The organism is Actinoplanes auranticolor, from assembly GCF_018332655.1.
Lineage (GTDB): Bacteria > Actinomycetota > Actinomycetes > Mycobacteriales > Micromonosporaceae > Actinoplanes > Actinoplanes auranticolor.
In genome coordinates this window covers 163,027-187,338 of the sequence record NZ_BOQL01000042.1, presented here as the reverse complement: position 1 = coordinate 187,338, position 24,312 = coordinate 163,027, and the positions used below count along the sequence as shown (strand labels likewise).

The window sequence follows — 24,312 nt, the reverse complement described above, 5'->3', positions numbered from 1 at the left end:
CGCGCCAAGACCGCGACCTCCGAACGGGCAACCGTGCTCATGGCCGTAGAAACAGGTCGGTCACCCGGGCCGCCAGCAGGTCCAGCACCGGGCGCCCGTCCTCGATCGCCGCGACGAACGCCGCCCACGAGTCCAGCGGGAAGTCCTCGGTCTCCGGGACCGGCTCGTTGTTGAGGTAGCCGGGCAGCAGCAGCGCGTTCTGGAACAGCCACGGCACATAGCTGCCCTCCGCGTCCCAGCCCGGCAGCTCCCGGGTCCGAAGCAGGTGCCGGCGCAGCTCCTCCTCCGACGACCAGCGCAGCATGTGCGCGTCGTGCTTCAGGCTCTTGATGTACGGGTTGTAGAGATGCCCCGGCCCGAAGCCGAAGGTCTGACGCCACTGCGCCCACAGGATCGCCTCGTCGCGCCCGCCGAGCGTCATCACGTCGTTGGTCGCGCTCTCCAGCAGCATGCTGTTCAGGTACGGCCACAGCGTCAGCGGCGTCAGCAGCCTGTTGGCGTCCGTGCGCAGCACCGACTGCACGATCGGCCAGGCGTTCTTCTCCAGCTCGTCCCAGGACGTGAGGTTCGGCACCGCCTTGACCGCCGCGAGCAGGCTGTACAGCGACGGGTTGTGCTCGCCGTAGAAGGTGCGGGCCACCGACCAGGGGTCCGTCGGGCGCAGCAGGGACTCCGGTGACGTGTCCGCCGGGTGCCGCTGCACCTGGTCCAGGAACTCCGACAGGCTGACGAACTCGCGGACCGCGCCGTGCCCGGTGTGGTCGATCCAGCGTTCCAGATCGGCCCGGAACGCGGCTGCCGCGTCGATGTCCCGGGAGCCCACGTCGTCGATGCAGACCCGTACCTCGACCCCGAGGCGGGCCAGCGCACCGGCCACGAAGGCCTGCACCATGTGGATCACCGAGGCCCGCGAGCGCAGCCGGACCGGCCAGAGCAGCCGGATCGGGCCGACCGTGCCGCGCTGCTGGTTGATCCAGCCGAACCGGCGTTCCAGCTGCAGCAGCAGGCCCGGCACGTCGCGCGGCGGATGGGTGCCGGGTTGCGAGACGAGCTGGCGTTCCCAGCTGTGGTGCCGTACCCGGTGCCGCAGGCCGGTCGCCCGCGGCGGCACCGGCACCTGCGCGCGTTCGGCCAGGGCCGGGAAGAGCCGCTCGGAGTCCACGCCGGGGAAACACTCGACCGGCAGGCCGGTCGCCTCGCGCAGGCGCTCGGCGGTGCTCAGGGCGCCGGCCGCGTCCGGGTCGTTCAGGGCCCAGAGCACGCGTACGGGCCGGGTGCGGGCCGCCGCGGCGATCGCCGCGGTCAGGGCGCCCGACCAGTCGCTGCTGCCGATCACGCAGACGGTGTCGCCGCGGATCAGGTCCGCGGTCGCCGCGATGAGGAGTTTGTTCTCGGTGATCCGGGCCGGGTCGTGCAGCAGCTGCGGGCCGCGGACGTGCAGCGTCGGGCGCCAGAAACCGTGCAGGTGGAAGACCCGGACCGCGCCGTCCGTGCCGCGGGCGGTGCCGAACGTGCCGCGCGGGTCCATCGGCAGGCTCACCGCCCGGCCGCCCGCCGAACGGATCGCGATCTCCAGCAGCGGGTCGAAGTTCGTGGTCAGCACCCGGTGGTCGAACGCCTCGGGGACCTGGGTGAGCAGGTGGCCGAGCGCCTCCACGCCGCGGGGCAGCTGCCACGAGAAGCGGTCGTTCTCCACGCCTTCGCCGACACCGCGTTCGAGCCGCTGGCCCAGGCCGTGGGTGGCCAGCGGGGACTCCATCGGGTCGGGCGCCGCGTACGCCTTCAGCACGGCCTGCTGGGCGATCACGTCGAAGGCCCCGGCGGAGACCCAGTCGGTGAAGACCCGCCGGTAGCCGCGGTACACGTCGATCGGGCGGGCCCCGACCAGCTCCGAGCGCGCCTGCTCCAGCGCCCGTTCCAGGGCGCCGTCGTCGTTGCGCCCGGCCGCGAAGCTGTCCGCGATCTCCAGGACGCCCTGCACCCGCGGGATGACGCCGGCCGTCACCCCGGAGCCGAGCAGCAGGGTGATCTGGTCGACGTCACGGAGCCCGGCGGTGAGCCGGTCCAGCAGCAGCGCCTCACCCGCGCTGAGTCCTTCGCCGGGGTCGGTCATCGGGCCGCCTGCAGGGACTGCCACAGCTCGCCGGGCCGTTCGGTGAAGACCTGCCGGGCGGTGTGCCGGCTGGCGATCAGCGCGCCGCGGTCCAGGAATTCCTCCAGCTCGCCGGCGCGCCAGCCGAGATAGCCGACGAACACGCGCATCGTGTCCACCGTGGCGGCGACGTCCTCGGGCACCGCCGACAGCGCGAGAGTGCCGAGCCGCTCCCGGACCGGGGTGAACCGCAACGGCTTGGGCGCGCCGGCCCGCAGCAGCGTGACCACGATGTAGCCGTCGCGGGCCACCGGACCGCCGTGGAACAGCATCGCGGGGTGCCGCAGCAGCGGTCGCCAGGCCTCGGGGAACTCGTCGGGGATCTCGCCGGCGGGCTGGGTGATGCACACGCCCAGCGCGCCGGTCTGGTTGTGCCGCAGCACCAGGATCGCGCGCTGGCCGAGGTCCTCGTCGACGAACCAGGGCGCCGCGTAGAGCACGCTGCCGGCCAGGTTGTGCCGGGGTGCGGCCGGGTTGTACACCAGCGCGATCTCGCCGCCGGAGTCGCGGGCCCGCAGCTCCGGACGTTCGAAGCCGCGGCGCAGCATCGCCCGGCGCGCCGTGCGCCAGACGGTGTGGACGGTCAGGGTGGCCGGCGTGGGCTCCGGCGGCGGCGGTCGCAGGCCGTCGCGCAGCAGCCGGATCAGCTCGCCGGTGAACGCGGTGTGCACCTCGCCCCGCGGTGCCATGGCCGGCCGGTTGGCGGGCGCCGAGACCAGCAGGCAGGTGCCCTCGGTCTCGGCTTTGTCGGCGACGGCGTCCGTGCCGCTGCCGTCGCCGCCGAGCTCCGAGCCGGCCCGGCCGGAGTAGCAGCAGTCGAGGATCACGACCCGGCGGCGGGCCCGGGTGTCGGCGACGGCCCGGCGGATCCAGTCGTACGGAACCCCGCGCTCGTAGGGCACCTCGGGGTCGCAGCCGGGCAGCCCGAGGATCAGGTTGTCGTCGTCGGCGTCCACCAGCCCGTGCCCGGCGAAGTAGACCAGCAGCATCCCGTCGCTGCCGGCCGCCGCCGCGGCCCGCCGGATCGCCCGGCTCACCTCGGCCGGGGACTCCGGGTCGAGCAGCACGTGGCAGTTCTCCGGCGGCACTCCCCACAGGTCCTCGTGCTGAAGGAGATCGCGCAGGTCCGTCACGTTGCGCCGGGCGGCGGGCAGCTCGAAGAGCCGCCGGTAGGCCGAGACCCCGATGAGGACGACCTGGGCGGCGGCCGGATCTGTGACATCACTCATGTGGCTACTTCTGTTCGCGCTGCTCGAGCTCGGTCAGCGCGACGGCCAGCGACGTGTGGTCGGCCACGTCGATCCGGGTGACCGCGCCGTCCGCGGCGGTGTGGGTGATGGTCACCCTGGGCGGGGGCCGGCGCGAATCCCGCCAGCTGGCCACGGCGAGAGCGAGCTGACCGGCGGACAGCCCGCTGCCGATGACCAGCGTCAGCACGTCGAGCAGGGTGCCCATGTGCTCGGGATCGCCGGCGCCGCCCGGCGCCAGTTCGCCGTCCACGCGGACCGCCTGCTCCCGGCGCAACCAGCGATGCAGCGACTCCGCGTCGGCGGTCGAATCGCATTCCAGGCGCAGCCGTACCGGCACTGTGCTGTCTCCCCGTCGTGGTGGTGGATCGGACGCGACAGGATATCGAAGCATTTACCTCGCGTCACGGACTCACTACGCGAAAGCTAGCACCGCCGATCGAGGGCGCCGGACCACGGATCGGACACGCGCCGCTCCGGGGGGTTAGATTCTCTGGTGTGGCGCGCAAAATGAAGATTCCCGCGACGAAGTATCCGGTGGAACGCTTCACCCTCGACAACGGTCTGCGGGTGGTCCTCACGCCCGACCGCAGCGCCCCGGTGGTCGGTGTGGCGGTCGTCTACGACGTCGGTATCCGCTCCGAACCGGAGGGACGCACCGGCTTCGCCCATCTCTTCGAGCACCTGATGTTCCAGGGCTCGGAGAATCTGGAGAAGCTGGCGCACTTCCGGCACGTGCAGGGGGCCGGCGGCAGTTTCAACGGCTCGACCCACCTGGACTACACCGACTACTTCGAGGTGCTGCCCTCCGGCGCCCTCGAACGGGCGCTGTTCCTGGAGGCCGACCGCATGCGCGGCCCCCGCCTGACCGAGGAGAACCTGCGCAACCAGGTCGACGTGGTCAAGGAGGAGATCCGGGTCAACGTCATGAACCGGCCGTACGGCGGTTTCCCGTGGCTGCGGCTGCCCCCGGTGATGTTCGAGACCTTCGCCAACGCCCATGACGGGTACGGCTCGTTCGGCGACCTGGACCACGCGACCGTGGCCGACGCCGAGGAGTTCTTCGACAAGTACTACGCCAGCGGCAACGCGGTGCTCGCGGTCGCCGGTGACTTCGACGTGGCCCAGGCGACCACGCTCATCCAGCGGCACTTCGGCGACGTGCCGGCCCGGGGCAAGCCCGACCTGCCCGACTTCGCCGAGCCCGACATCGACGGCGAGCGCCGGGAGGCGTACACCGACCGGCTCGCCCCGCTGCCCGCGGTGGCCAGCGGCTGGCGGCTGCCGGACCCGATCGCCGAGTTCGAGGCCTACCTGCCGTACGTCGTGCTGGCCGAGGTGCTGACCGACGGCGACGCGTCCCGGCTGGTCGAGCGGCTGGTGCAGCGCGACCGTACGGTCACCAGCGTCGGCGGCTACATCGGCTTCATGGGCGACGAGTACCAGGTCCGCAACCCCACGGCGATGCTGCTGCAGGCGCACATGCCCCCGGGCGGTGACGCCGACAAGGTGCTGCGCACCATCGACGAGGAGCTGGACCGGCTGGCCACCGGCGGCATGGCACCGGGCGAGCTGGCCCGTACCCAGGCCCGGATGGCCACGCACCTGCTGCGCGACACCGACGCCGTGCTCGGCCGGGCGCTGCCGATGGCCGTCCTGGAGACGCAGCGCGGCCGCCCCCAGCTGCTCAACGAACTGCCCCGGCTGGTCGGTGAGGTCACCGAGGCGCAGATCGTCGCCGCCGCGGCCACCCTGCGGCCGGAGCGCCGTTCCACCATCGAGGTCCTCCCGGGAGCCAACCAGTGACTGCGCGCGAACTTCCGGAGCTGATTCCGGACTCCAAGCTCAAGCTGCCCAAGCAGGCCGAGCGCAAGCTCAGCAGCGGCCTGACGGTCATCGCGATCCGACGCCAGGCGGTGCCGCTGATCGAGATGCGGTTGCGGGTGCCGTTCGGTCGGGCGCCGCTGGCCCGGGCCACCCTGCTGTCCCAGGCGCTGTTCACCGGCACGGCCACCATGTCCAGCATCGACATCGCCGCCGAGCTGCAGGCCGTCGGCGGCGGGCTGTCGGCCGGGCTGGACCCGGACCGGCTGCTGGTCACCGGCAACTCGCTGGCCGCCGGCCTGGACCGGATGCTGGAGATCCTGGCCGCGGTGCTGACCGACCCCACGTACCCGGCCGAGGAGGTGGCCACCGAGCGGGACCGCCTGGTCGACCACATCCAGGTCGCGCAGAGCCAGCCGGCCCACCTGGCCCGTACGGCGCTGCTGCACCGGATGTACGGCCGGCACCCGTACGCGGTGCAGACGCCGGAGCCGGAGCAGGTCAAGGGCGTCCGCCCGGCACAGCTGCGGGCCCTGCACGCCGACCGGGTCCGCCCGGACGGCGCGGTGCTGGTGCTGGTCGGCGACCTCAACCCGGAGAAGGCGATCGACGCGGCCGAGAAGGCGCTGGGCGGCTGGATCGGCCCGAGCCGCGACGGCAACGTGCCGGCGACGCCTGAGCTGGAGCCCGGCCCGCTGCTGCTGGTCGACCGGCCCGGCGCGGTGCAGTCGTCGCTGCGGATGGCGCTGCCGGCGGTGTCGCGCACCGACCCGGAGTATGCGGCGCTGCAGCTGGCGAACATGGTCTTCGGCGGCTACTTCTCGTCGCGCTGGGTGGAGAACATCCGCGAGGACAAGGGCTACACGTACGGCCCGCACAGCTCGATCGAGCACTTCGTCGCCGGTTCCGCGCTGGTGGTGGCGGCCGAGGTGGCCACCGAGGTGACCGGCCCGGCCATGCTCGAGACCCTGTACGAGCTGGGCCGCGTGGCCAGCCTGCCGCCGGGCGAGGAAGAGCTGGAGCAGGCCCGCCGCTATGCCCTGGGCACCCTGCGGCTCGGCATGTCCACCCAGGCCGGGCTGGCCGGACTGGCCAGCATCTACGCGAGCTTCGGCCTGCGGCTGGACTACCTGAGCGAGCACTCGGCGGCGCTGGCCGCGGCCACCCGTGAGCAGGTCACCGAGGCGGCGGCCAAGTATCTGGCGCCCTCGCAGGCGGTCACGGTGGTGCTCGGCGACGCCGACAAGGTCGAGGCACCGCTGGCGGCCCTCACCGCGGTGGAACGCGGCCCCGCGTGAGCGAGTCCGTCGCAGCGTCCGGCTCCGGCGAGCAGCCCGACGTGGGCGAGCAGCCGGGGCCGGCCGTACCGCCGCTGGCCCGGACCAGCCTGGACCGGGCGGCGCACCACCGCACCGACGGCGACTGGCTGGCCGAGGCGTGGAAGACCGGCCTGGTGCTGATCATCGACATCAGCCAGGGCGGCCGGGCGCTGGTCACCGAGCGCCCGGACGGCACGCCGACGCTGGTGCTGGTCAGCGCCGACGAGGCGCCCGAAGGCGAGCGCCTGTTCCTCGGCGTCGACCCGGCCGGGGTGCCGATCTTCGCGATCGACGCCCCGCTGCCCGCGGCCGCCGCTGCCGAGGCGCGCACCCTGCGCGACATCGGTGACCGCCTCGACCCGCGGGACGCCGGCATCCTGACCACCGCCGCGGCCCTGGGCAACTGGCATGCCAGCCACCGCTTCTCGCCCCGCAACGGCCAGCCCACCACGGTCATCGAGGCGGGCTGGTCCCGGGTGGACGCCGAGGGCCGGGCCATGTGGCCGCGCACCGACCCGGCGATGATCGTGCTGGTCCACGACGGCGTAACGGGCGCGCAGGGCAGCTGCCTGCTCGGCCACAACGCCGCGTGGCCGGAGATCGGGGGCGTGCGCCGGTTCTCCTGCCTGGCCGGTTACGTCGAGCCGGGCGAGTCCGCCGAGGCCGCCGTCGTGCGCGAGGTCCAGGAGGAGGTCGGCGTCCGGCTGCGGTCCTGGCAGTACGAGGGCAGCCAGTCCTGGCCGTACCCGGGCTCGCTGATGCTCGGCTACACCGCGGTGGCGGACCGGGACCAGCCCATCTCGGTCGACCCGGACGAGATCGACGAGGCGCGCTGGTTCACCCGTACGGACGTCACGAGAATGATCGCCGGCGACTACGTGGAGCCGGAGAGCGGCGTCCGGATGAGTCTGCCGATGCGGTCGTCGATCGCCTTTTATCTCGTTGAGCGATGGTTGGGCGATTTCCCCCGTTAAGGGATTCACATCTCTCTAATCAAAGAATTCTTCACACTGACTTAGCAACGCCCGGGGCACACTCCAGCGTCTGGTAGAGCAGACACGGAGGAAGAGGTATATAGATGTCCCTGCTTGCTGAGCAGACCTGGACGCCCATGACGGCCGAGGAACGCGCGCGGTTCGACCGCGACGGTTTCCTGGTCATCCCGGCGGTGCTGACCGAGGACGAGGTCGCGATCGCGCGGACCGCCATCCTGCGGACCAAGGAGAAGGTGGCCCGCGAGGGCGGCCTCGGCGCGAACGGCGCGCTGCACCAGCTCTCCGCGGTGACCAACAACCCGGAGCTGGCGTTCCTGCTGGATCACCCCAAGGCGTTCAAGTACATCTGGTCGATCCTCGGCTGGAACGTGCACGTCTACCACTCGCACGTGGATGTGCACCCGCAGATCCACGAGCAGCAGAAGGAATGGTGGCACTGGCACCAGGACGGCGGCCGGCAGAACCGTGAGCTGGAGACCGACCCGCGCCCGCGGATGTCGGTGAAGCTGGCCTACTGGCTGTCCGACGTGAGCGAGACCGGCCGGGGCAACTTCACCGTCCTGCCGGGCAGTCACCTGACCAACTGGCTGCCGGGCCCGCCGTCGCGCGGCGTCCCGTGGCCGCAGCCCGAGGGCGCGCTGCAGATCACCGCCAACCCGGGCGACCTGGTCGTCTTCGACCGGCGGCTGTGGCACGCACGCTCGGACAACTACTCGCCGATCACCCGCGTGGGTGCCTTCTTCGGCTACACCTACCGCTGGGTGGCCGGCCGCGACGAGGTTGCCGACCTGCCCAACACGCCCGAGTGGGCGTCGTTCACGCCGGTGCAGCAGCAGCTGCTCGGCGGGGCCGGCGACGGCAGTGGCGACCACGCCTGGGGCCACTACCCCGAGACCACGCCGCTCTACGGCGAGCTCAAGCGCCAGGGCCTTCTCGACTCGAGCATTCCCGCGCTGATCCCGTGACGCGGACGGGGCCGGCCGCGACGCGACCGGCCCCGGCTCCGCTAGGCGGAGATGGCGGCCAGGCGCTCCTTGACCTGCACGATGGACGGGTTCGTCAGCGCGGACCCGTCCTCGAAGCGCAGGGTGGGCACGGTCTGGTTGCCGCCGTTGACGCCCATCACGAACTCGGCCGAGGCCGGGTCCTGCTCGATGTCGATGACGTCGTACTGGATGCCCTCCCGGTCGAGCTGCGACTTGAGCCGGTGACAGTAGCCACACCAGGACGTCGAGTACATGGTCAACATCGCGCGGGATCCTTTCGGAGACATCACATGGCGGTACGCCATCCGGTGAAACGTCGGACCGGGGTGCCATGATTCCCGGTTGTGACAGCCGAACGCGTGCTTGCCGGGCTCGACCCCGATCAGCGGCGGGCCGTGACCGCCCCCGCCGGGCCGGTCTGCATCCTCGCCGGGGCCGGCACGGGTAAGACGCGGGCCATCACCCACCGGATCGCCTACCGCACGCTCAACGGCGAGATCAGCCCGCGGCACATCCTCGCGGTCACGTTCACCGCCCGCGCGGCCGCCGAGATGCGGGCCCGCCTCACCGCGCTCGGGGCCGGCCGGGTGCAGGCCCGCACGTTCCACGCGGCAGCGCTGCGCCAGGTGCGCTACTTCGCGCCCCGGCTGCTCGAGGGCCGGGCCATGCCCGAGCTGGTCGAGAGCAAGGCCCGCCTCGTCGCGCTCGCGGCCAACCGGGTGGGCATCCGCGCCGACCGCACGGCGGCCCGGGACCTGGCGGGCGAGATCGAGTGGGCCAAGTCGTCGCTGGTCGAGCCGGGGGAGTACGTCGTCGCCGCGGCCAAGGCGCTGCGTGAGCCGCCGTACGAGGCGGCCAAGGTCGGCGAGGTCTTCGCTGCGTACGAGGCGCTCAAACGTCGTCAGGGCGTCATCGATTTCGAGGACATGCTGCGTGCCGCCGTCTGGGGCATCGAGGAGCACTCCGACGTGGCCGAGCAGGTCCGCTCCCAGTACCGGCACTTCGTCGTCGACGAGTACCAGGACGTCAACCCGCTGCAGCAGCGGCTGCTCGACGCCTGGCTGGGCGGCCGCGACGACATCACCGTGGTCGGCGACGCCAGCCAGACGATCTACTCGTTCACCGGCGCCACCTCGGCGTACCTGGTCGACTTCCCCCGCCTGCGCCGCGACGCGGTCGTCGTGCGCCTGGTCCGCGACTACCGCTCGACCCCCCAGGTCGTCGGCCTGGCCAACGCGGTCATCAAGCAGGCCCGCGGCACCGAGGCCAAGCTGCGCCTGGAGCTCGTCGGGCAGCGCCCGCCCGGCGCCGAGCCCGACCTCAAGATCTTCCCGGACGAGCCGGCCGAGGCCGTCGCGGTCGCCCGCCGGTGCCGCGACCTCATCGCCGCCGGCACCCCGGCAAGCGAGATCGCGGTGCTCTTCCGCACCAACGCCCAGTCGGAGGCGTACGAGAAGGCGCTCGCCGAGCTGGAGGTGCCCTACGTCGTGCGCGGCGCGGAGCGCTTCTTCGAACGCACCGAGGTGCGCCAGGCGATGGTCGCGCTGCGCTCGGCCGTGCGCTCGACGCCGGGCGAGACCCCGCTGGTCCAGGCCGTCGTCGAGGCGCTCTCGGCCACCGGCTGGGCTCCCGACCAGCCCCCGCCGGGCGGGGCCCAGCGGGAGCAGTGGGAGGCCCTGGCGGCGCTGGTCGCCCTGGCCGAGGAGTACGCCCGTACGCCCGACCTGCTGCCACTGGGCCAGGCGGGCGCGGTGCAGCACGACGTGTCCCTGGCGGCGTTCTGCGCGGAGCTGGCCCACCGCGCCGAGCAGCAGCACGCCCCGACGGTCGAGGGCGTGACGCTGGCCTCGCTGCATTCGGCCAAGGGTCTGGAGTGGGACGCCGTGTTCCTCGTCGGGCTGGCGGAGGGGACGTTGCCGACGACGTACGCGAAAACCCCCGAGCAGCTCGAGGAGGAACGCCGCCTGCTCTATGTCGGGGTGACCCGGGCCCGGCAGTGGCTCTGGCTGTCGTACGGCCAGAGCCGGTCGCCGGGCGGCCGCGCGCGCCGCCCGTGCCGTTTCCTGCCGCAGCTCGGCACCACCCGCACCGGGCTGGAAAAGGCAAGCGTCGCGGGCGGCAGTCGGAAAGCCGTCAATAGGCGCAGCACAGTGGTCTCGTGCCGGATCTGCGGGGCGACGCTGATGGCCGGCGCCGACCGCAAGCTGGGCCGCTGCCCGACGTGCCCGTCGGACCTCGACGAGGAGCTGTACGAGCGCCTGCTGGCCTGGCGCGCGAGCACCGCGGCAGAGCAGAAAGTTCCTGCATACGTGGTGTTCACCGATGCCACGATCGTGGCGATCGCGGAACGCAAGCCGGCCACCCCGCCGGAGCTGCTGGCCATCGCCGGAATCGGCCCCCGCAAGCTCGGCCAGTACGGCGCCGCGGTGTTCGCTCTGGTGGGTGGCGAGAGCCTCGCGGAGCCGGCGTCAGAAAACTCTGAAAACTAGTCCGTTAATTCGTTTGCCCTCGCCCCGCGGCCGGGCTTAGCCTCAGTGCACACCTTGACGAGCACGGGTTAAAACCATGCTCATCAAGGGTCTGAAGAGCACGACTCGAGCGCAAGGCGATGGAGGAGGTGGCACCGGTGAAGCTCAACTACACGATCGAGCGACCGTCGACGCTGCTTGCTGCTGTCTGCGCTCCGTCCGTCTCGTGGCTGCCGGCATCCGCCCCCGTGGCGCTGCTGACCGCTGAGCGGGCTCCCGTTTCGCAGGCGCACCAGGTCCAGATCCAGGCCGAGCTGGTCCGGATCCTGGTTGATGTCGACGGAAGCAACGGGACCACTGGGTTCGTGGGCAGCAATGGCGTCGCCAAGCGCATGACGGCTGGTGCCAGCGGTGTCCCGCCTCGAGGAAGGCCGGTCTGAAAAGACCATCCGGCTCACCTCGAGGCCGCGGAACCCGTAACCGGGATCCGCGGCCTACTTTTTTGCCGGCTCACCGGCCGGTGCACGACCTGTATCGCGATCCAGAAGATCGAGAAGAAGAGAGAGGTGACCGGGCTTTATGAGTCTGGCGCTGGCCCCACTCGACGTGAGCGTCGAGCTCGAGGCAAACCTGCCCTGTCGGAAGTTCGACCCGGACCTTTGGTTCTCGGACTCCCCGGCCCAGCTGGAACTGGCCAAGTCGCTCTGCGGGGACTGCCCGCTGCGCGTCGAGTGCCTCGCCGGCGCGGTCGAGCGGAACGAGCCCTGGGGTGTCTGGGGAGGCGAGATCTTTGAGCGTGGCGCCGTCGTGCCGCGCAAGCGGCCCCGTGGCCGTCCCCGCAAGGTCGACGTCGCTCGCGACGCCGAGCTCCAGGTCGAGGTCGAGGAGCGGCTCGCCGCGAACGGCCTCGAGTCCCGCAACTCGGTCCGCCTCGCGGCCTGAGACTTCCACCCGCCGAACCCTGACCAGAGACGGAAAAAGACAGTCGTGAACACGAATGGAACCTCGAAGGTGAAACTCATCCACGAAGCGCTCTCACGCGCACGAATGCGTCGGCCTCAGGCCGACCTTCACCCTGAGGCACACCGACCCGCCCGTCAGATCGCGATGGAGGCCCGGCACCGGGCTGCCCGTGAACTGGGTGGACGCCTCTGAGCAATGAACCCGATGGGCCCGTCCGCGCAAGCCGCGGGCGGGCCCCCTTTCTTTTGCCGGGCTTCGCCGGGCTCTTGGGCCGGGTTACGCGACCGGGGCGAAGCCGGGCAGCCATTTCTGCAGGATCGACCGGTACGGCGCCTGCGCCTCGAGCTGGCACAGCACCCCGATCGAGCCCAGCGTCACCCGGTGGATCAGCAGGTACGACGGCGGCAGGTTGAGCTTGCGGCTCAGCTGGAACGCCGGCGACTTCGGGCTGGACAGGCGGGTCGCCTCGCCGCGGATCCAGGCCCGGGTGAAGCGGAACTCGTCGACCGCCACCGGCTCGATCATCGGCCGCAGGAAGGCCAGCACCGCCTCGGCGTCCAGCTCGTCGTCCGGCTTGATGAAGCCCTCGTCCCGCAGGCCCTCGGCCACCCCGTGGGCATCGCCGTCCAGGGCCAGCCGGACCAGGCGGCCGATCGGCTCCGGGTGGCCGCCGGGCAGCCGGGCCACCGCACCGAAGTCGATGACGCCGAGCCGCCCGTCGGGCAGGATCCGGAAGTTGCCCGGGTGCGGGTCGGCGTGCAGCAGACCGGTCCGGGCCGGAGCCGAGAAGTGCAGGGTCGCCATCAGCCGGCCGGCCTCGTCGCGTTCCTCCTGGGTGCCGTCGCTGATCACCTTGGACAGCGGGATGCCCTCGACCCACTGGGTCACCAGCACCCGGGGCGCGGAGGCCACCACCCGCGGCACGAAGATCTCCGGGTCGTCGGCGAAGCCCGCGGCGAACGCCGTCTGGGCCTCCGCCTCCAGGGCGTAGTCGAGCTCCTCGGTGATCCGCTCCCGCAGCTCGTTGAGCAGCGGCTTCATGTCCATGCCGGGCTGAATGATCTTGAACATGCCGGCCAGCCGGCCGAGCTGCTTGAGATCGGCCAGCAGAGCCTCGCCGGCGCCCGGATACTGCACCTTCACCGCGACATCGAGTGTCTTGGGCTTCGCGCCCTTGCGGCTGGGCGGCAGCTTCCACACCGCCCGGTGCACCTGACCGATGCTGGCCGCGGCGGCCGGGCTGTCGTCGAACTCGGCGAACTTGTCCCGCCAGTCGGCGCCGAGCTGCTCGGCCAGCGCCTTGTGCACGCTGGCCACCGGCATCGGCGGCGCGGCCTCCTGCAGCTTGGTGAGCGCCTGCCGGTACGGCCCGGCCATCTCCTCGGGCATCGCGGCCTCGAACACCGACAGCGCCTGCCCGAACTTCATCGCCCCGCCCTTGAGCTGCCCGAGAACGCTGAACAGCTGCTCGGCGGTGCGCTGCTGGATGTCGGCGGAGATGACGTCCGTCGCGATGCCCGTCACCCGCTTGCCGAGGCCGAGCACGGTGCGCCCGGCGAAGCCGAGAGGCAGCGAGGCGAGCTTGGCGGTGCGGGACGCTGCACGACGCGGGATGTCGGTCACCAGATCATTGTGACCGACACAGCGCGGATCAACCGCTCCCGTGGCTCTTGTTCGCGCTGGGACGTGCCAAAAGTCCGATCACTGCCCATCAATGACGGTGCCGCTGTGACGCGTGCCTCCTTTCAGCGACGAGTGGGGGGTGGGCCGAGGAGGGGAGTGGGTCGGGTCAGCGGGGGCGGGTGCAGTGACAGGAGGGGTGGGGTGGCCAGGTGCGGCGGCGGGTTTGGCCGGGGGTGGAGATTGCTACTTCTGCCCCGAGGGTTTGCGGGGTGCCTTCGTCCAGGTGGGTCAGGGCTTCCGCGGTTATGTAGGCGATCGCCGCCAGGAGGGTGGTGACGCTGCAGGGCTCGAGGGTGGCCGGCGTCGGATCGGGGGCCGTTGGGGGCCAGGTGGAGTCGCGGTCGGCTCGGTGCAGGGCGATGCAGTTCGGGCATGGTGTGGCGGCCGGCAGGACCAGGGGGCCGACGATCACCGTGCCTTCGCGGATCGTTGCCGTGAGGTTGGGGCGGTTGCGGTGGATGCCGGTGTTGAGCAGGTGGGTGGACGGGTGGTCGCGGGTCAGGTGGATGACCAGGGATGCTGCTCCGCGCCGTACCGGTCGGGTCTGCGATCTGGGGGCCGAGCGTTCGACGGCGGCCGCCACCGCCTCGGCCCGGGGTCTGCCGAGGTCGGCTTCGGTGAGCGGGCTGCCCGGGAGCTCGTGGCTGGTCACCGTGCCCGACAGGTCGGGATGGACGTGGTTGACGCCGGCCGTGGCCAGGGCGACCGCGACTCCGGCAGCGAGGCGGCCAGGGCCGGTGACCACGACCCTGGCTGCGGCGCGCCGGCGCAGTGTGCGGGCCGGTGAGGTGGTCGACCCGGAGAAGGCCAGGGCGGCGGCCTCCGCGGTCAGGCGGGCCGGCATCGCGGGTGGGAACAAGCTCTGGCCGGAAACCACCAGGCCGGCCGCGTGCAGAGTGTCGAGCAGGGCAACGGCCTCGTCGGGGCGCATGCCGAGGGCTCCGGCCCGGGCCACGGCGAGGCGTTCCGAGCGGGATCCGTCGAGCAGATCGAGCAGGCGGGCCGCTCTGGGCTCCGGCAGATCGAGGAGTACGGCGCGGGCCGGATCGAGGCCCAGCTGCAGCGTGTGCGGGGTGCGCCAGATGCGGGGGAGGCCCGGTAGCAGGGTGGGCCGGGGAAGCGGCGTACGGCTCATGACATGACACGGTGTCACGGCCCTGACGCACAGCGGATTCGTTGTCCACAGGGTCCGCCCGCCTGAGCGCAGGGTTATCCACAGGATTCTGCGAGTTATCCACAGGCGGGTGGGGAGAGCGGCCAATCACTTAACGTGGTGATGCGGTCACTGGTTACCACCCGTACGGGTGACCCGAGGTCGGAAAGCCGACGGGGGCGACCGTCATGGTCGCCCCCGTCCTTGCTGGTCCGGCGCGATCAGGCCTTCGCCTTGCCCAGGATCCGGTTGACCGTCGTGCCGCAGACCGGGCACTTGCCCTTGGCCATGTTCATGCCGGTCTTCGAGACCTCGACGGTGCCCTGGAAGTCGCGCTTCTCCTTGCACTTCACGCAGTAGCCGTTGTACGTGTTGTCGGCCACGATTCCTCCTCGTCATGTTGTCAGCCGGGTCGGCCCGGCGCCTTGCTCGCGGCGTCAGGCCGCGATCTGTGTTCGGCGCTGGACCGCTCCGCGACCACGTGAATGTGGCCACCCGCTCGGGGCGGTCACTACCCAGGTCGGGCCCTTTCCATGTCAGCGCAGCGTCGACTGTGTCGTCGACGGCCTGAGTGTGCCGGGCGAGATGATCCTTTTTGGGCACATACGGGTAGACACGCCGACGATTTACTTCAGATCCCCTGAAACAGGACGTTTGGCTCGACCGGAGTATGGGCGTTTCTTCGGATACCGTGGGTGCCTGCGGCGGCCCCGGCACGCGCGGAGAAATATTTTTCGGATTTACTGGGGCGTAGGTCACATTTTGGGCGCGTGTCGTTTCTCGTACCCTTGCGCTGACCTGGCCCTGACACATTAACGTCGCAATGTGAACCCCAGTCTGGGCCGCGCGAGCCGGTAATGGCCAGGACGCGCAAGCCTGTCGTCGAAGTGCGGCGCAGCCAGCGTCGGCGTCGCACGGTGTCCGCATATCGCGAGGGCGAGCGCGTCGTCGTCCTGATTCCCGACCGGTTCTCCCGTGCCGAGGAGACCGAATGGGTGGCGCGGATGCTCGAGCGCCTGGCCGCCCGCGAGGAACGCATCCGGCGCACGGACAGCGAGCTGCTGATGCGGGCCCGCCGCCTGATCTCCCGCTATCTGCCCGACCACGCCGGCGACATCGTGCCGGCCAGCGTCCGCTGGGTGACCAACCAGAACGGCCGGTGGGGCTCGTGCACCCCGGACGACGCGACGATCCGGATCTCGCACCGGATCCAGGAGATGCCGGACTGGGTGATCGACTACGTCCTGCTGCACGAGCTGACCCACCTGGTGGTGCCCAGCCACAACGCGCAGTTCTGGGAGCTGGTCAACCGCTTCCCGAAGGCGGAACGCGCCCGCGGCTACCTGGAAGGCATCTCCGCGGCGACCGGCCTGGTCCTGGCCGACGACTGACCACCCACCGCGCCAGTTCACGGCGGGTGTCGGGTGCGCGGCTGCCGTGCCGCGGGCGTCCGGGCGGGGCGCGGATAGCCTTCGGGCGTGACCAAACGTGTGGTGGTGGCGCTGCTCACCCCGGTGACCTGGAGCCCGCCCGGAACAGAGCTGAGCGGGTGGCGTGCAGCTCTCGCCGAAGACGTCGTCGATCTGCTCGCCCGGCTGGCCCAGGCCGAGCCGGCCATCGCTGCCACCGCCGACGACCTGAAGCTGGCCCGGGACATCGCCTGGCCGGGCATGCCGATCTACGAGGTGCCCACGGCCACCGTGCTGCCCGTGCTCAGAGCGGCCGAGAAGGACGGCTTCGACCAGGCTGCGGTCCTGGCCGCGGACGCCGCCGACGTGCCGGGCATGATCCTCGGCAAACTCCTGCGCCCGCTGAGCAGCAAGCCGGTGGCAGTGGCGCCCACCGGCCAGGAGAGCGGGCTGCTCGCCCTGGCAACGCGCCTACCGGTGCCGGAATGGCTGACGGACACCGACCTGGACACGGCGACGCCGATGACGGTCCGCAGAACCGCACCCCAACCCAGCCTCGTCGAGTCGACCGCGGAGTGGCGCCGGCTACGCGGTCCCTACGACCTGGCAACCCTGGACCCGGCCCTGGAGGGCTGGGAAAACACCAGAGCCCTCCTGGGCGGCTGAAAAGACGGCCGAGGCGAGGGAGCCGCCGAGAAGGACGGCACCGATCAAGCGGGCCCCCAAGCCCCACCATGCAACCAGCCAAGCCGGATGGCAGCCATGCAACCACCCGGCAATCGGCGGGAGCGACGGTCAGTGCCATGCAACCAGGCACGACCTCATGCTTTTCCTTGTTATTCGCTCTTATCGGAACCCGGGCCGGAACCCGAGCCCGGCTCGTCCGTCCCGCCCAGGTTGTCCAGCTCGGAGATGTCCCAGTCGAGCTGAGCCCGGGCGAACTTCTGCGGGTCGGCGAAGTCCTCGTCCGTCGGCAGCAGGTCCGGGTGGTCCCACAGGGCGTCCCGCCCCGCGACCCCGCGGTGCTCGGTGACCGCGGCCCACAGCGCCCCCGCCTCGCGCAGCCGGCGCGGGCGCAGCTCCAGGCCGACCAGCGCCGCGAACGTCTGCTCGGCCGGGCCGCCCGCCGCGCGCCGGCGCCGGAACGCCTCGCCCAGCGCGGCCACCGACGGCAGCCGGTCGCCCGCCGCGCTGTCCACGACGTGACCCACCCAGCCCTCGATCAGCGCGAGCGCCGTCTCCAGCCGGGCCAGGGAGGCCTTCTGCTGCGGCGTGTCCTCGGGCGTGAAGATGCCCTCCAGCGCCATCTGCTGCATCGACTCCGGGTCGGACGGGTCGACGCGGCTCATCGCCTCTTCGATCGCCTCCCGGTTGACCGTGATGCCGTTCGCGTACGTCTCCACCGCGTTCAGCACGTGGGCGCGCAGCCACGGGACGTGCTGGAACAGGCGCTGGTGGGCTGCTTCGCGCAGCGCTACGTACAGCCGGACCTGGTCCTCCGGCAGCTCGAGGCCGTCGCCGTAGGTCTTGATGTTGGCCGGGACCAGCGCCGCGGTGCCGGCCGGGCCGAGCGGCAGGCCGATGTCGCCGGCCGAGAGCACCTCGGCCGCGAGCTGGCCGAGCGCCTGGCCGAGCTGGCCGCCGAAGAGGGCACCGCCGAGGGTGGCCACCATCGACTGCATCGGGCCGAGCTGGGCGCGGGCCTCCTCGGGCACCAGGTCACCCATGGCGCCCACCATGCGGCCCGCGATCGGGTCGCACAGCTTCTTCCACACGTCGAGTGTGTTGTAGACCCACTCGTTTCTGTTCCACGCGGTGGCGTCGCGGACGCCGGAGGGCAGCGCGGACGCGGGGTCGAGCCACAGGTCAGCGAGGCGCAGGGCCTCGGAGACGGCATTGTGCTCGTACATGTTCACCGCGGGATCGCCGGTGGCGCTCAGCTGGCTGGCCGCCACCTGGCGGGCCAGATCCCAGTTGACCGGGCCACTGCCGGGCGCGGCGAACATCTGCTGCAGCTGATTCATGAACTGCTGCATCTGCTGCGGGTCGGAGGGGTCGGGCGGCTGGGCGCCCGGCAGGCTGAAGCCGAACGGGATATCAGGCACACCCCAACCGTACGCGCGTCAGCGGCCTTCGTGACCATTGCCGGTGTCAGCTCAGAGAGAACTCAGGGTCGGTTGGTACGGTCACGCGCATGAGACGTCGCGGTGTCACGGTCATCCTCGGCGCCCTGATCACCGCACTGCTGGCAGTTGGTGTCATGGCCCTGCCCCTGCCGTATGTCGTGCTGAAGCCGGGACCGACCGTCAACACGCTCGGTTCGGACAACGGCAAAGAGGTCATCCAGGTGACGAAGGCGGACACCTCGACCTCGGCGGGGCAGCTCCGGCTGACCACCGTAGGGGTCCAGCCCAGCGTCGAGCTGGTCTGGGCGATCCGTGGCTGGTTCAGCGACGAGCAGGCCGTCGTGCCCCGTGACCTGATCTACCCGCCCGACCAGAGCGAGCAGCAGGTCGAGGAGCAGAACGCCGAGGAGTTCAAGTCTTCGCAGTACAGCGCGGTGACCGTGGCGCTGCGCGAGCTCGGCTACCCGGTGCAGACCTTCGTGACCGAGGTGACCGGGGGCGGCCCGTCGGTCGGCGTGTTGCAGAAGGACGACGTCATCACGACCGTCGACGGCACCGCGGTGACCAGCCCCGACAAGCTGACCCAGCTGGTGCAGGCCAAACCCGCCGGCACGGCGCTGACGGTCGGCTACACCCGGGCCGGCAAGGCCGCGACCGCGACCATCAAGACCAGGGCCGCCGAGGGCAGCAACACCCCGCGCATCGGCGTGGCCATCGACAAGAAGCAGCCCCACCCGTTCACCGTCGAGATCGACCTGGACGAGATCGGCGGGCCCAGCGCCGGGCTGATGTTCACCCTGGGCATCATCGACAAGCTGCGGCCGGCCGATCTGACCGGTGGCAGGATCATCGCGGGTACGGGCACCATCGACGACGAGGGCAACGTCGGCCCGATCGGCGGTATCCCGCAGAAGCTGGTCGGCGCGAAGGACGCGGGCGCCAAGCTGTTCCTGGTCCCCGCGGACAACTGCGCCGAGGCGATGCGCAACGCTGTGCCCGGCCTGACCATGGCGGGGGTGGCCACGGTGGACGACGCCCTGACCGCTCTGCAGACCTTCACCACCGGCGGCACGCCGAAACCCTGCACCGTGAAGTAACAATCGGCGCAGCTGCCCCGGACGGAACAGCGCAACAACGTAATGTGAAATACCGGTCCGATTTTGTGGGGTTCACGTTGGTCATGCGTAACAGTCCTCTACCGAGGATGAGCCGGCGCGGTCGCGTGACCGTCGGCGTCCTCGTCGGGGTCTTCCTTCTCTTCACACTGCTCGGCTGGGGCATCGACGCGTACACCGAATACCTGTGGTTCGACGAGGTCGACTACACGGGTGTGTTCTCGGGCGTACTGGTGACCCGGCTGCTGCTCTTCCTCGCCATCGGACTCCTGATGGCGCTGGTGATCGCAGCGAACCTCTACCTGGCCTACCGGCTCCGGCCGCTGCTGCGGCCGCACTCGGCCGAACAGGCCACCCTCGAGCGCTACCGGATGGTGATCCAGCCGCGGCTGGGCACCTGGATCACGGTCGTCGCGGTCGTCATCGGCTTCTTCGCCGGTCTGTCCGCGCAGAGCCGCTGGAAGGACTGGTTGCTCTTCCAGAACTCCCAGCCGTTCGGTGTCCGGGACCCCGAGCACAACGTGGACGTCGGCTTCTACATCTTCGAGTACCCGCTCTGGCGGTACGTGCTCGGCGTCGGTTTCACCACGATCGTGCTGTCGGTGCTCGGCGCGCTGGCCGTGCACTACATCTTCGGCGGCGTGCGCCTGCAGGGCGTCGGGGACCGGATGACGGCGGCCGCGCGGGCCCACCTGACCACCCTGGTGGCGTTCTTCGTGCTGCTCAAGGCGGTCGCGTACATCCTGGACCGGCGGGCGCTGCTGCTCGAGCAGCACGTCTCTCCCGGGCTGTACGGCGCCGGCTACACCGACGTCAACGCGCTGATGCCGGCCAAGGAGATCCTGGCCTACATCTCCATCGTGGTGGCGATCGCGATCGTCGTGTTCTCCAACGCGGTGATGCGCAACCTGGTGTGGCCCGGCGTCTCGCTGGCCCTGCTGGCCATCTCCGCGGTGGCCATCGGCGGCATCTACCCGCTGGCGGTGCAGAACTTCCAGGTCCAGCCGAGCCTGGCGGACAAGGAGGCGCCGTACATCGCCCGGTCGATCGAGGCCACCAGGGCGGCGTTCGGGCTCGCCGCCACGGAGATCAGGCCGTACGCGGCGTCGACCACGGTGCCACCGGCGACGATGGCGTCCGACACCAGCGCGCAGAACGTGCGGCTGATCGACCCGCAGCTGGTCTCCGAGGCGTACACCCAGCAGCAGCAGGTCCGGGGTTTCTACGACTTCGGCCCCAAGCTGGACGTGGACCGCTACACGCTGGCCAACAACAAGCCGCAGGACTACGTGGTCGGCGTCCGTGAGATCAACGACAACGCGCTGACCACCCAGCAGCAGAACTGGCTGAACCGGCACACGGTCTTCACCCACGGGTACGGCATGGTGGCGGCCCCCGCCAACCAGGTCGTCTGCGGTGGCCTGCCCTACTTCGTCTCCGGCTTCCTCGGCGACGACCAGCAGCCCGGCTGCGCCTCGGACACCGAGGAGATCAAGGTCGACCAGCCCCGGGTCTACTTCGGCGAGCAGTCCTCCGAGTACGCCATCGTCGGGCAGTCGGACCCGAACAAGAAGACCGAGTTCGACCGGCCGCAGCCGAACAACAACAACGCCGAGGAGCGCTACACCTACGAGGGCAGCGGCGGCGTGCCGATCGGCTCGTTCTTCCGCCGGCTGGTCTTCGCGATCAAGAACACCGAGAGCAACTTCCTGCTCTCCGACGCGGTCAACAACGACTCGCGCCTGATGTACGAGCGTGACCCGCGCTCCCGCGTTCAGAAGGTCGCGCCGTTCCTCACCATCGACGGCGACCCGTACCCGGCCGTGGTCGACGGGCGGATCAAGTGGATCCTCGACGGGTACACGACCGCGGCGACGTACCCGTACGCGCAGCGGATCAACCTGCAGGAGGAGACGACCGACGAGCTCACCAACCGGGGCACGGTCGCACTCGCCCGGGACAACATCAACTACATGCGCAACTCGGTGAAGGCGACCGTCGACGCGTACGACGGCACGGTCACCCTGTACGAGTTCGACGAGCAGGACCCGGTCCTCAAGGCCTGGAACAAGGCGTTCGGCGGCAAGCTGATCACGCCGAAGGGGCAGACGCCGGCCGCGCTCGCCGCGCACTTCCGCTACCCGGCGGACATGTTCAAGGTCCAGCGCAACCTGCTGGCCCGGTTCCACGTCACCGAGCCGCGGGAGTACTTCAGCGGTCAGGACTTCTGGCAGGTGCCGAACGTGCCCGACGACCCGGACAGCGGGGTCAAGCAGCCGCCGTTCTACCTGAACGTGCAACTGCCCGGCCAGGACAGCACCCGGTTCCAGCTCACGTCGGCGGTCACCCCGAACAACCGCGACAACCTCGCGGCGCTGATCTCCGGGTCGTACGTCGACAACAAGCCGGTGCTGGAGGTGCTGGAGCTACCGGACCAGACAGCGATCCAGGGCCCGGTCCAGGTGCACCAGCGCATGACGAACAACGCGACGGTGCGCTCGGAACTGACCCTGCTGTCCAACAGCAACCAGTCCCAGGTGCTCTTCGGCAACCTGATCTCGCTACCGGTCGGCAACGGCATGCTGTACGTCGAGCCGGTGTACGTCAAGAGCGGGCAACAGGACGCCGTACCCCTGCTCCAGAAGGTCCTGATGTCCTACGGCGACGGCGGCACGTACGTGGTGCTGGCCAACAACCTCAAGGACGGCCTGGACAAGCTGGTCGCCCAGGGCAAGAGCAACCAGCCACCGGCCAACACGCCACCGGCCAACCAGCCGCCCGGCACCAATCCCCCGGCCGGGGGTGACAGCCAGCCGCCGGCGGTGACCGGCCAACTGGCCCAGGCGGCGGCGGCGCTGGACAAGGCGATCGCGGACGTGAAGACGGCCCAGGCATCCGGCGACTTCGTCCGGTACGGCCAGGCCTTGCAAGCTCTGGACACGGCGATGACCAACTTCCAGAACGCGCAGAAGGCGGCGGGCACGACGGCCACCCCGACGACAGGCCCCTCGGTCCCGGCGTCGGCACCACCGTCCGGCACACCACCATCGGCGCCGGCCCCGACACCCAGCGGCTGATCGGGTGACACGAGGCGCGGCCCGCCGGGTTACCGGCGGGCCGCGCCCATGTGTGGGGCAGGTTACGGGGGGTCGTTTTGCATGCGGAGCAGCCCGCACGCTAGGGTTGAGCTACCGACGCGGGGTGGAGCAGCTCGGTAGCTCGCTGGGCTCATAACCCAGAGGTCGCAGGTTCAAATCCTGTCCCCGCTACGAGTCAGGGGTCCCCTATCCGCGGAAAGCGCGGATGGGGGACTCTTTCGCATGTCTGCCTGGGGGGCCGAGCCCCCCAGACCCCCACGGTGCGGTGGTTGCTCTTTGCGCGGCGGTGCGGGCTTTGCTGGGGCGTTGCCCCTAGGCCCCCACGGTGCGGTGGTCGCTCTTTGCGCGGCGGTGCGGGCTTTGCTGGGGCGTTGCCCCTAGGCCCCCACGGTGCGGTGGTCGTTCTTTGCGCGGCGGTGCGGGCTTAGCTGGGGCGTTGCCCCCTAGACCCCACTAGGTGCGTTTTGCGGCGGGTCCTGGCGGTGAGGCGTACTCATCAAGGCGGTCCGTGACTGGTGCGCCGGTGCGGCGTCGCCGCCACGATCCCGCGAATCGGCGATCAGGAGGCCCACGGCGACGCTGCGGCAGCCGCGGTGGGCGGCCCCCGCCTTCGGCGAGTACCCATACCGGCTGCGCAGCGTCGCGGCACGCTGCATCAACCGCCTCAGACGAGGGCGCGGCCCGGGCCTGCGGACCGACAAACGCCGTGCATTGCCGAGCCGCGCGCCTTCAGGGGAGGGTTTTGCGGATGTGGTCGACGATCGCTTCGCGGCCCTGCTCGGCTTCTGGGACGGGTAGCAGGGGGTAGACGTGGATTGCGTCGGGTTCTTCGTGGTACGTGATCGGGGTGCCGGGGGCCACGCGGTCCTTCAGGGCTCGGCAGTCCGGCAGGGTTATGTCGCGGGTGCCCACGAGGATCTGGAGCGGCGGTAGGTCGTCCAGGCGGCCGTAGAGGGGGCTCAGGCGGGGGTCCGTCAGGGGAGTCTCGCCGGCCCAGGAGGCGGCGATGGGGTGCAGGCCCGCTCGGGTCAGCCAGGGGTCGGTGCGTTCGACCGCCGGGATCTCCGGGTTGGACATGGTCAGGTCCAGCCAGGGGGCGATGGTGGTCAGGCCGGCCACCGGACGTTGCGGGTCGCCGGCGAAGGCCTGGGCGGCCAGCAGGGCCAGGCCGCCGCCGGCTGAGTCGCCGGCCAGGTAGCAGCGGCCGCCGGCTCGGGACAGGCCCTTGATCAGGTCGGTGACCAGGTCGAGGGCTTCCAGGGCGTGGTGCTGCGGGGCCAGGCCGTAGATCGGGACGTGGACGTCGTGGCCGGTCTGCTCGGCCAGGTGCGCGACCAGGGCCCAGTGTTCCTTGACGATCTCGCTGGTGTACGCCCCGCCGTGCAGGTAGATCACCGAGTGCTCGGACGGTCCGGTGGACCGGCGGGAGCGCAGCACGTACACGTCGCGGCCGTTCACCTGGCGGTGTGTCACCGTGCAGCGTTTGCGGATGCCCGGCGGCGGAGCCGATCGTCCCTTCGCCTTGGCCAGGACCGATCGGCCGGCGGCCGCGGTGGCGAATCTGCGCTTGTAGGCGAGGCGGACGAACGCCGACACGCCTTTCATCTGCCAACTCGACATGCCGACTCCCGGGGGTTCATGCGAAACGGCCCGCCAGATGATCTCTGACGGGCCGTTCTGCTTCGTAGCGGGGACAGGATTTGAACCTGCGACCTCTGGGTTATGAGCCCAGCGAGCTACCGAGCTGCTCCACCCCGCGTCGGCTGTGTAACGC

General features: G+C 70.8%; 20 protein-coding genes and 2 tRNA genes. 12 read left to right on the top strand and 10 right to left on the bottom strand.

What is annotated here, in order from left to right; all coding sequences use genetic code 11:
- Nucleotides 1-37: 37 nt before the first annotated feature.
- From Aau02nite_RS26075 to Aau02nite_RS26065, 3 genes are read right to left on the bottom strand one after another with little or no spacing between them, the layout of a single operon-like run.
- Entirely contained in the window at nucleotides 38-2,113 is a 2,076-nt protein-coding gene (locus Aau02nite_RS26075) for an SIR2 family protein (RefSeq protein ID WP_212991182.1), read from the bottom strand.
- Complete coding sequence (locus Aau02nite_RS26070) at nucleotides 2,110-3,381, bottom strand: YqgE/AlgH family protein (RefSeq protein WP_212991181.1); 1,272 nt, start codon at nucleotides 3,379-3,381, stop codon at nucleotides 2,110-2,112. The genes Aau02nite_RS26075 and Aau02nite_RS26070 overlap by 4 nt, the downstream gene beginning before the upstream one ends.
- Before the next feature lie 4 nt (nucleotides 3,382-3,385).
- Entirely contained in the window at nucleotides 3,386-3,739 is a 354-nt protein-coding gene (locus Aau02nite_RS26065; protein ID WP_212991180.1) for an effector-associated constant component EACC1, read from the bottom strand.
- Nucleotides 3,740-3,909: 170 nt separating this feature from the next.
- On the opposite strand from Aau02nite_RS26065, the gene Aau02nite_RS26060 reads away from it, so the two are divergent.
- The 4 genes from Aau02nite_RS26060 (at nucleotide 3,910) to Aau02nite_RS26045 (ending at nucleotide 8,502) form a co-directional block, all read left to right on the top strand.
- Nucleotides 3,910-5,205 carry a M16 family metallopeptidase gene (locus Aau02nite_RS26060; RefSeq protein ID WP_212991294.1) on the top strand — a complete coding sequence of 432 codons (1,296 nt, stop codon included), beginning with the start codon at nucleotides 3,910-3,912 and terminating at the stop codon, nucleotides 5,203-5,205.
- Nucleotides 5,202-6,521: a M16 family metallopeptidase gene (locus Aau02nite_RS26055; RefSeq protein WP_212991179.1), complete on the top strand. Its 1,320-nt coding sequence runs from the start codon at nucleotides 5,202-5,204 to the stop codon at nucleotides 6,519-6,521. The genes Aau02nite_RS26060 and Aau02nite_RS26055 overlap by 4 nt, the downstream gene beginning before the upstream one ends.
- Nucleotides 6,518-7,516: an NAD(+) diphosphatase gene (gene nudC, locus Aau02nite_RS26050; protein ID WP_438841171.1), complete on the top strand. Its 999-nt coding sequence runs from the start codon at nucleotides 6,518-6,520 to the stop codon at nucleotides 7,514-7,516. The genes Aau02nite_RS26055 and nudC overlap by 4 nt, the downstream gene beginning before the upstream one ends.
- Before the next feature lie 104 nt (nucleotides 7,517-7,620).
- Entirely contained in the window at nucleotides 7,621-8,502 is an 882-nt protein-coding gene (locus tag Aau02nite_RS26045) for a phytanoyl-CoA dioxygenase family protein (protein ID WP_212991178.1), read from the top strand.
- A 41-nt stretch (nucleotides 8,503-8,543) separates the two neighbouring features.
- Here Aau02nite_RS26045 and Aau02nite_RS26040 read toward each other — a convergent pair whose 3' ends face one another.
- Nucleotides 8,544-8,786, bottom strand: coding sequence for a mycoredoxin (locus tag Aau02nite_RS26040; RefSeq protein WP_212991177.1), 243 nt, complete (start codon nucleotides 8,784-8,786; stop codon nucleotides 8,544-8,546).
- 81 nt (nucleotides 8,787-8,867) lie between these two features.
- On the opposite strand from Aau02nite_RS26040, the gene Aau02nite_RS26035 reads away from it, so the two are divergent.
- The 3 genes from Aau02nite_RS26035 to Aau02nite_RS26025 all read left to right on the top strand — a co-directional run bounded on the left by Aau02nite_RS26035 (nucleotide 8,868) and on the right by Aau02nite_RS26025 (nucleotide 11,933).
- A complete protein-coding gene (locus tag Aau02nite_RS26035; RefSeq protein WP_212991176.1) occupies nucleotides 8,868-11,012 on the top strand; it encodes an ATP-dependent DNA helicase UvrD2 in 2,145 nt (714 codons plus the stop codon).
- Between the two features lie 137 nt (nucleotides 11,013-11,149).
- Complete coding sequence (locus tag Aau02nite_RS26030) at nucleotides 11,150-11,431, top strand: hypothetical protein (RefSeq protein ID WP_246595442.1); 282 nt, start codon at nucleotides 11,150-11,152, stop codon at nucleotides 11,429-11,431.
- 139 nt (nucleotides 11,432-11,570) lie between these two features.
- Nucleotides 11,571-11,933, top strand: coding sequence for a WhiB family transcriptional regulator (locus Aau02nite_RS26025; protein WP_125807464.1), 363 nt, complete (start codon nucleotides 11,571-11,573; stop codon nucleotides 11,931-11,933).
- Nucleotides 11,934-12,230: 297 nt separating this feature from the next.
- Here the strand turns inward: Aau02nite_RS26025 and Aau02nite_RS26020 are convergent, their stop codons facing one another.
- The 3 genes from Aau02nite_RS26020 to Aau02nite_RS26010 form a co-directional block, all read right to left on the bottom strand.
- Nucleotides 12,231-13,577, bottom strand: coding sequence for an ABC1 kinase family protein (locus Aau02nite_RS26020; protein WP_212991174.1), 1,347 nt, complete (start codon nucleotides 13,575-13,577; stop codon nucleotides 12,231-12,233).
- Nucleotides 13,578-13,743: 166 nt separating this feature from the next.
- Nucleotides 13,744-14,772, bottom strand: a complete 1,029-nt coding sequence (locus Aau02nite_RS26015) for a ThiF family adenylyltransferase (protein ID WP_212991173.1) — start codon at nucleotides 14,770-14,772, stop codon at nucleotides 13,744-13,746.
- A gap of 239 nt (nucleotides 14,773-15,011) precedes the next feature.
- On the bottom strand, nucleotides 15,012-15,173 hold the full coding sequence (locus Aau02nite_RS26010; protein ID WP_015625326.1) for a DUF5679 domain-containing protein: 162 nt from the start codon (nucleotides 15,171-15,173) through the stop codon (nucleotides 15,012-15,014).
- A gap of 474 nt (nucleotides 15,174-15,647) precedes the next feature.
- Between Aau02nite_RS26010 and Aau02nite_RS26005 the strand changes: the two genes are divergently transcribed.
- Nucleotides 15,648-16,181, top strand: coding sequence for a M48 metallopeptidase family protein (locus Aau02nite_RS26005; RefSeq protein ID WP_212991172.1), 534 nt, complete (start codon nucleotides 15,648-15,650; stop codon nucleotides 16,179-16,181).
- Between the two features lie 87 nt (nucleotides 16,182-16,268).
- Nucleotides 16,269-16,865, top strand: a complete 597-nt coding sequence (locus tag Aau02nite_RS26000) for a hypothetical protein (RefSeq protein ID WP_212991171.1) — start codon at nucleotides 16,269-16,271, stop codon at nucleotides 16,863-16,865.
- 170 nt (nucleotides 16,866-17,035) lie between these two features.
- Here Aau02nite_RS26000 and Aau02nite_RS25995 read toward each other — a convergent pair whose 3' ends face one another.
- On the bottom strand, nucleotides 17,036-18,304 hold the full coding sequence (locus Aau02nite_RS25995; RefSeq protein WP_212991170.1) for a zinc-dependent metalloprotease: 1,269 nt from the start codon (nucleotides 18,302-18,304) through the stop codon (nucleotides 17,036-17,038).
- Nucleotides 18,305-18,393: 89 nt separating this feature from the next.
- On the opposite strand from Aau02nite_RS25995, the gene Aau02nite_RS25990 reads away from it, so the two are divergent.
- The 3 genes from Aau02nite_RS25990 (at nucleotide 18,394) to Aau02nite_RS25980 (ending at nucleotide 22,709) form a co-directional block, all read left to right on the top strand.
- Nucleotides 18,394-19,422 (top strand): YlbL family protein, encoded by a 1,029-nt coding sequence (locus tag Aau02nite_RS25990; RefSeq protein WP_212991169.1) that lies wholly within the window; start codon nucleotides 18,394-18,396, stop codon nucleotides 19,420-19,422.
- A gap of 107 nt (nucleotides 19,423-19,529) precedes the next feature.
- A complete protein-coding gene (locus Aau02nite_RS25985; RefSeq protein WP_212991168.1) occupies nucleotides 19,530-22,517 on the top strand; it encodes a UPF0182 family membrane protein in 2,988 nt (995 codons plus the stop codon).
- Nucleotides 22,518-22,635: 118 nt separating this feature from the next.
- Nucleotides 22,636-22,709 (top strand) — tRNA-Met (locus tag Aau02nite_RS25980).
- Between the two features lie 558 nt (nucleotides 22,710-23,267).
- On the opposite strand, the gene Aau02nite_RS25975 is transcribed toward Aau02nite_RS25980, so the two are convergent.
- A complete protein-coding gene (locus tag Aau02nite_RS25975; RefSeq protein ID WP_212991167.1) occupies nucleotides 23,268-24,158 on the bottom strand; it encodes an alpha/beta fold hydrolase in 891 nt (296 codons plus the stop codon).
- A gap of 65 nt (nucleotides 24,159-24,223) precedes the next feature.
- Nucleotides 24,224-24,297 (bottom strand) — tRNA-Met (locus tag Aau02nite_RS25970).
- Nucleotides 24,298-24,312: the final 15 nt, after the last annotated feature.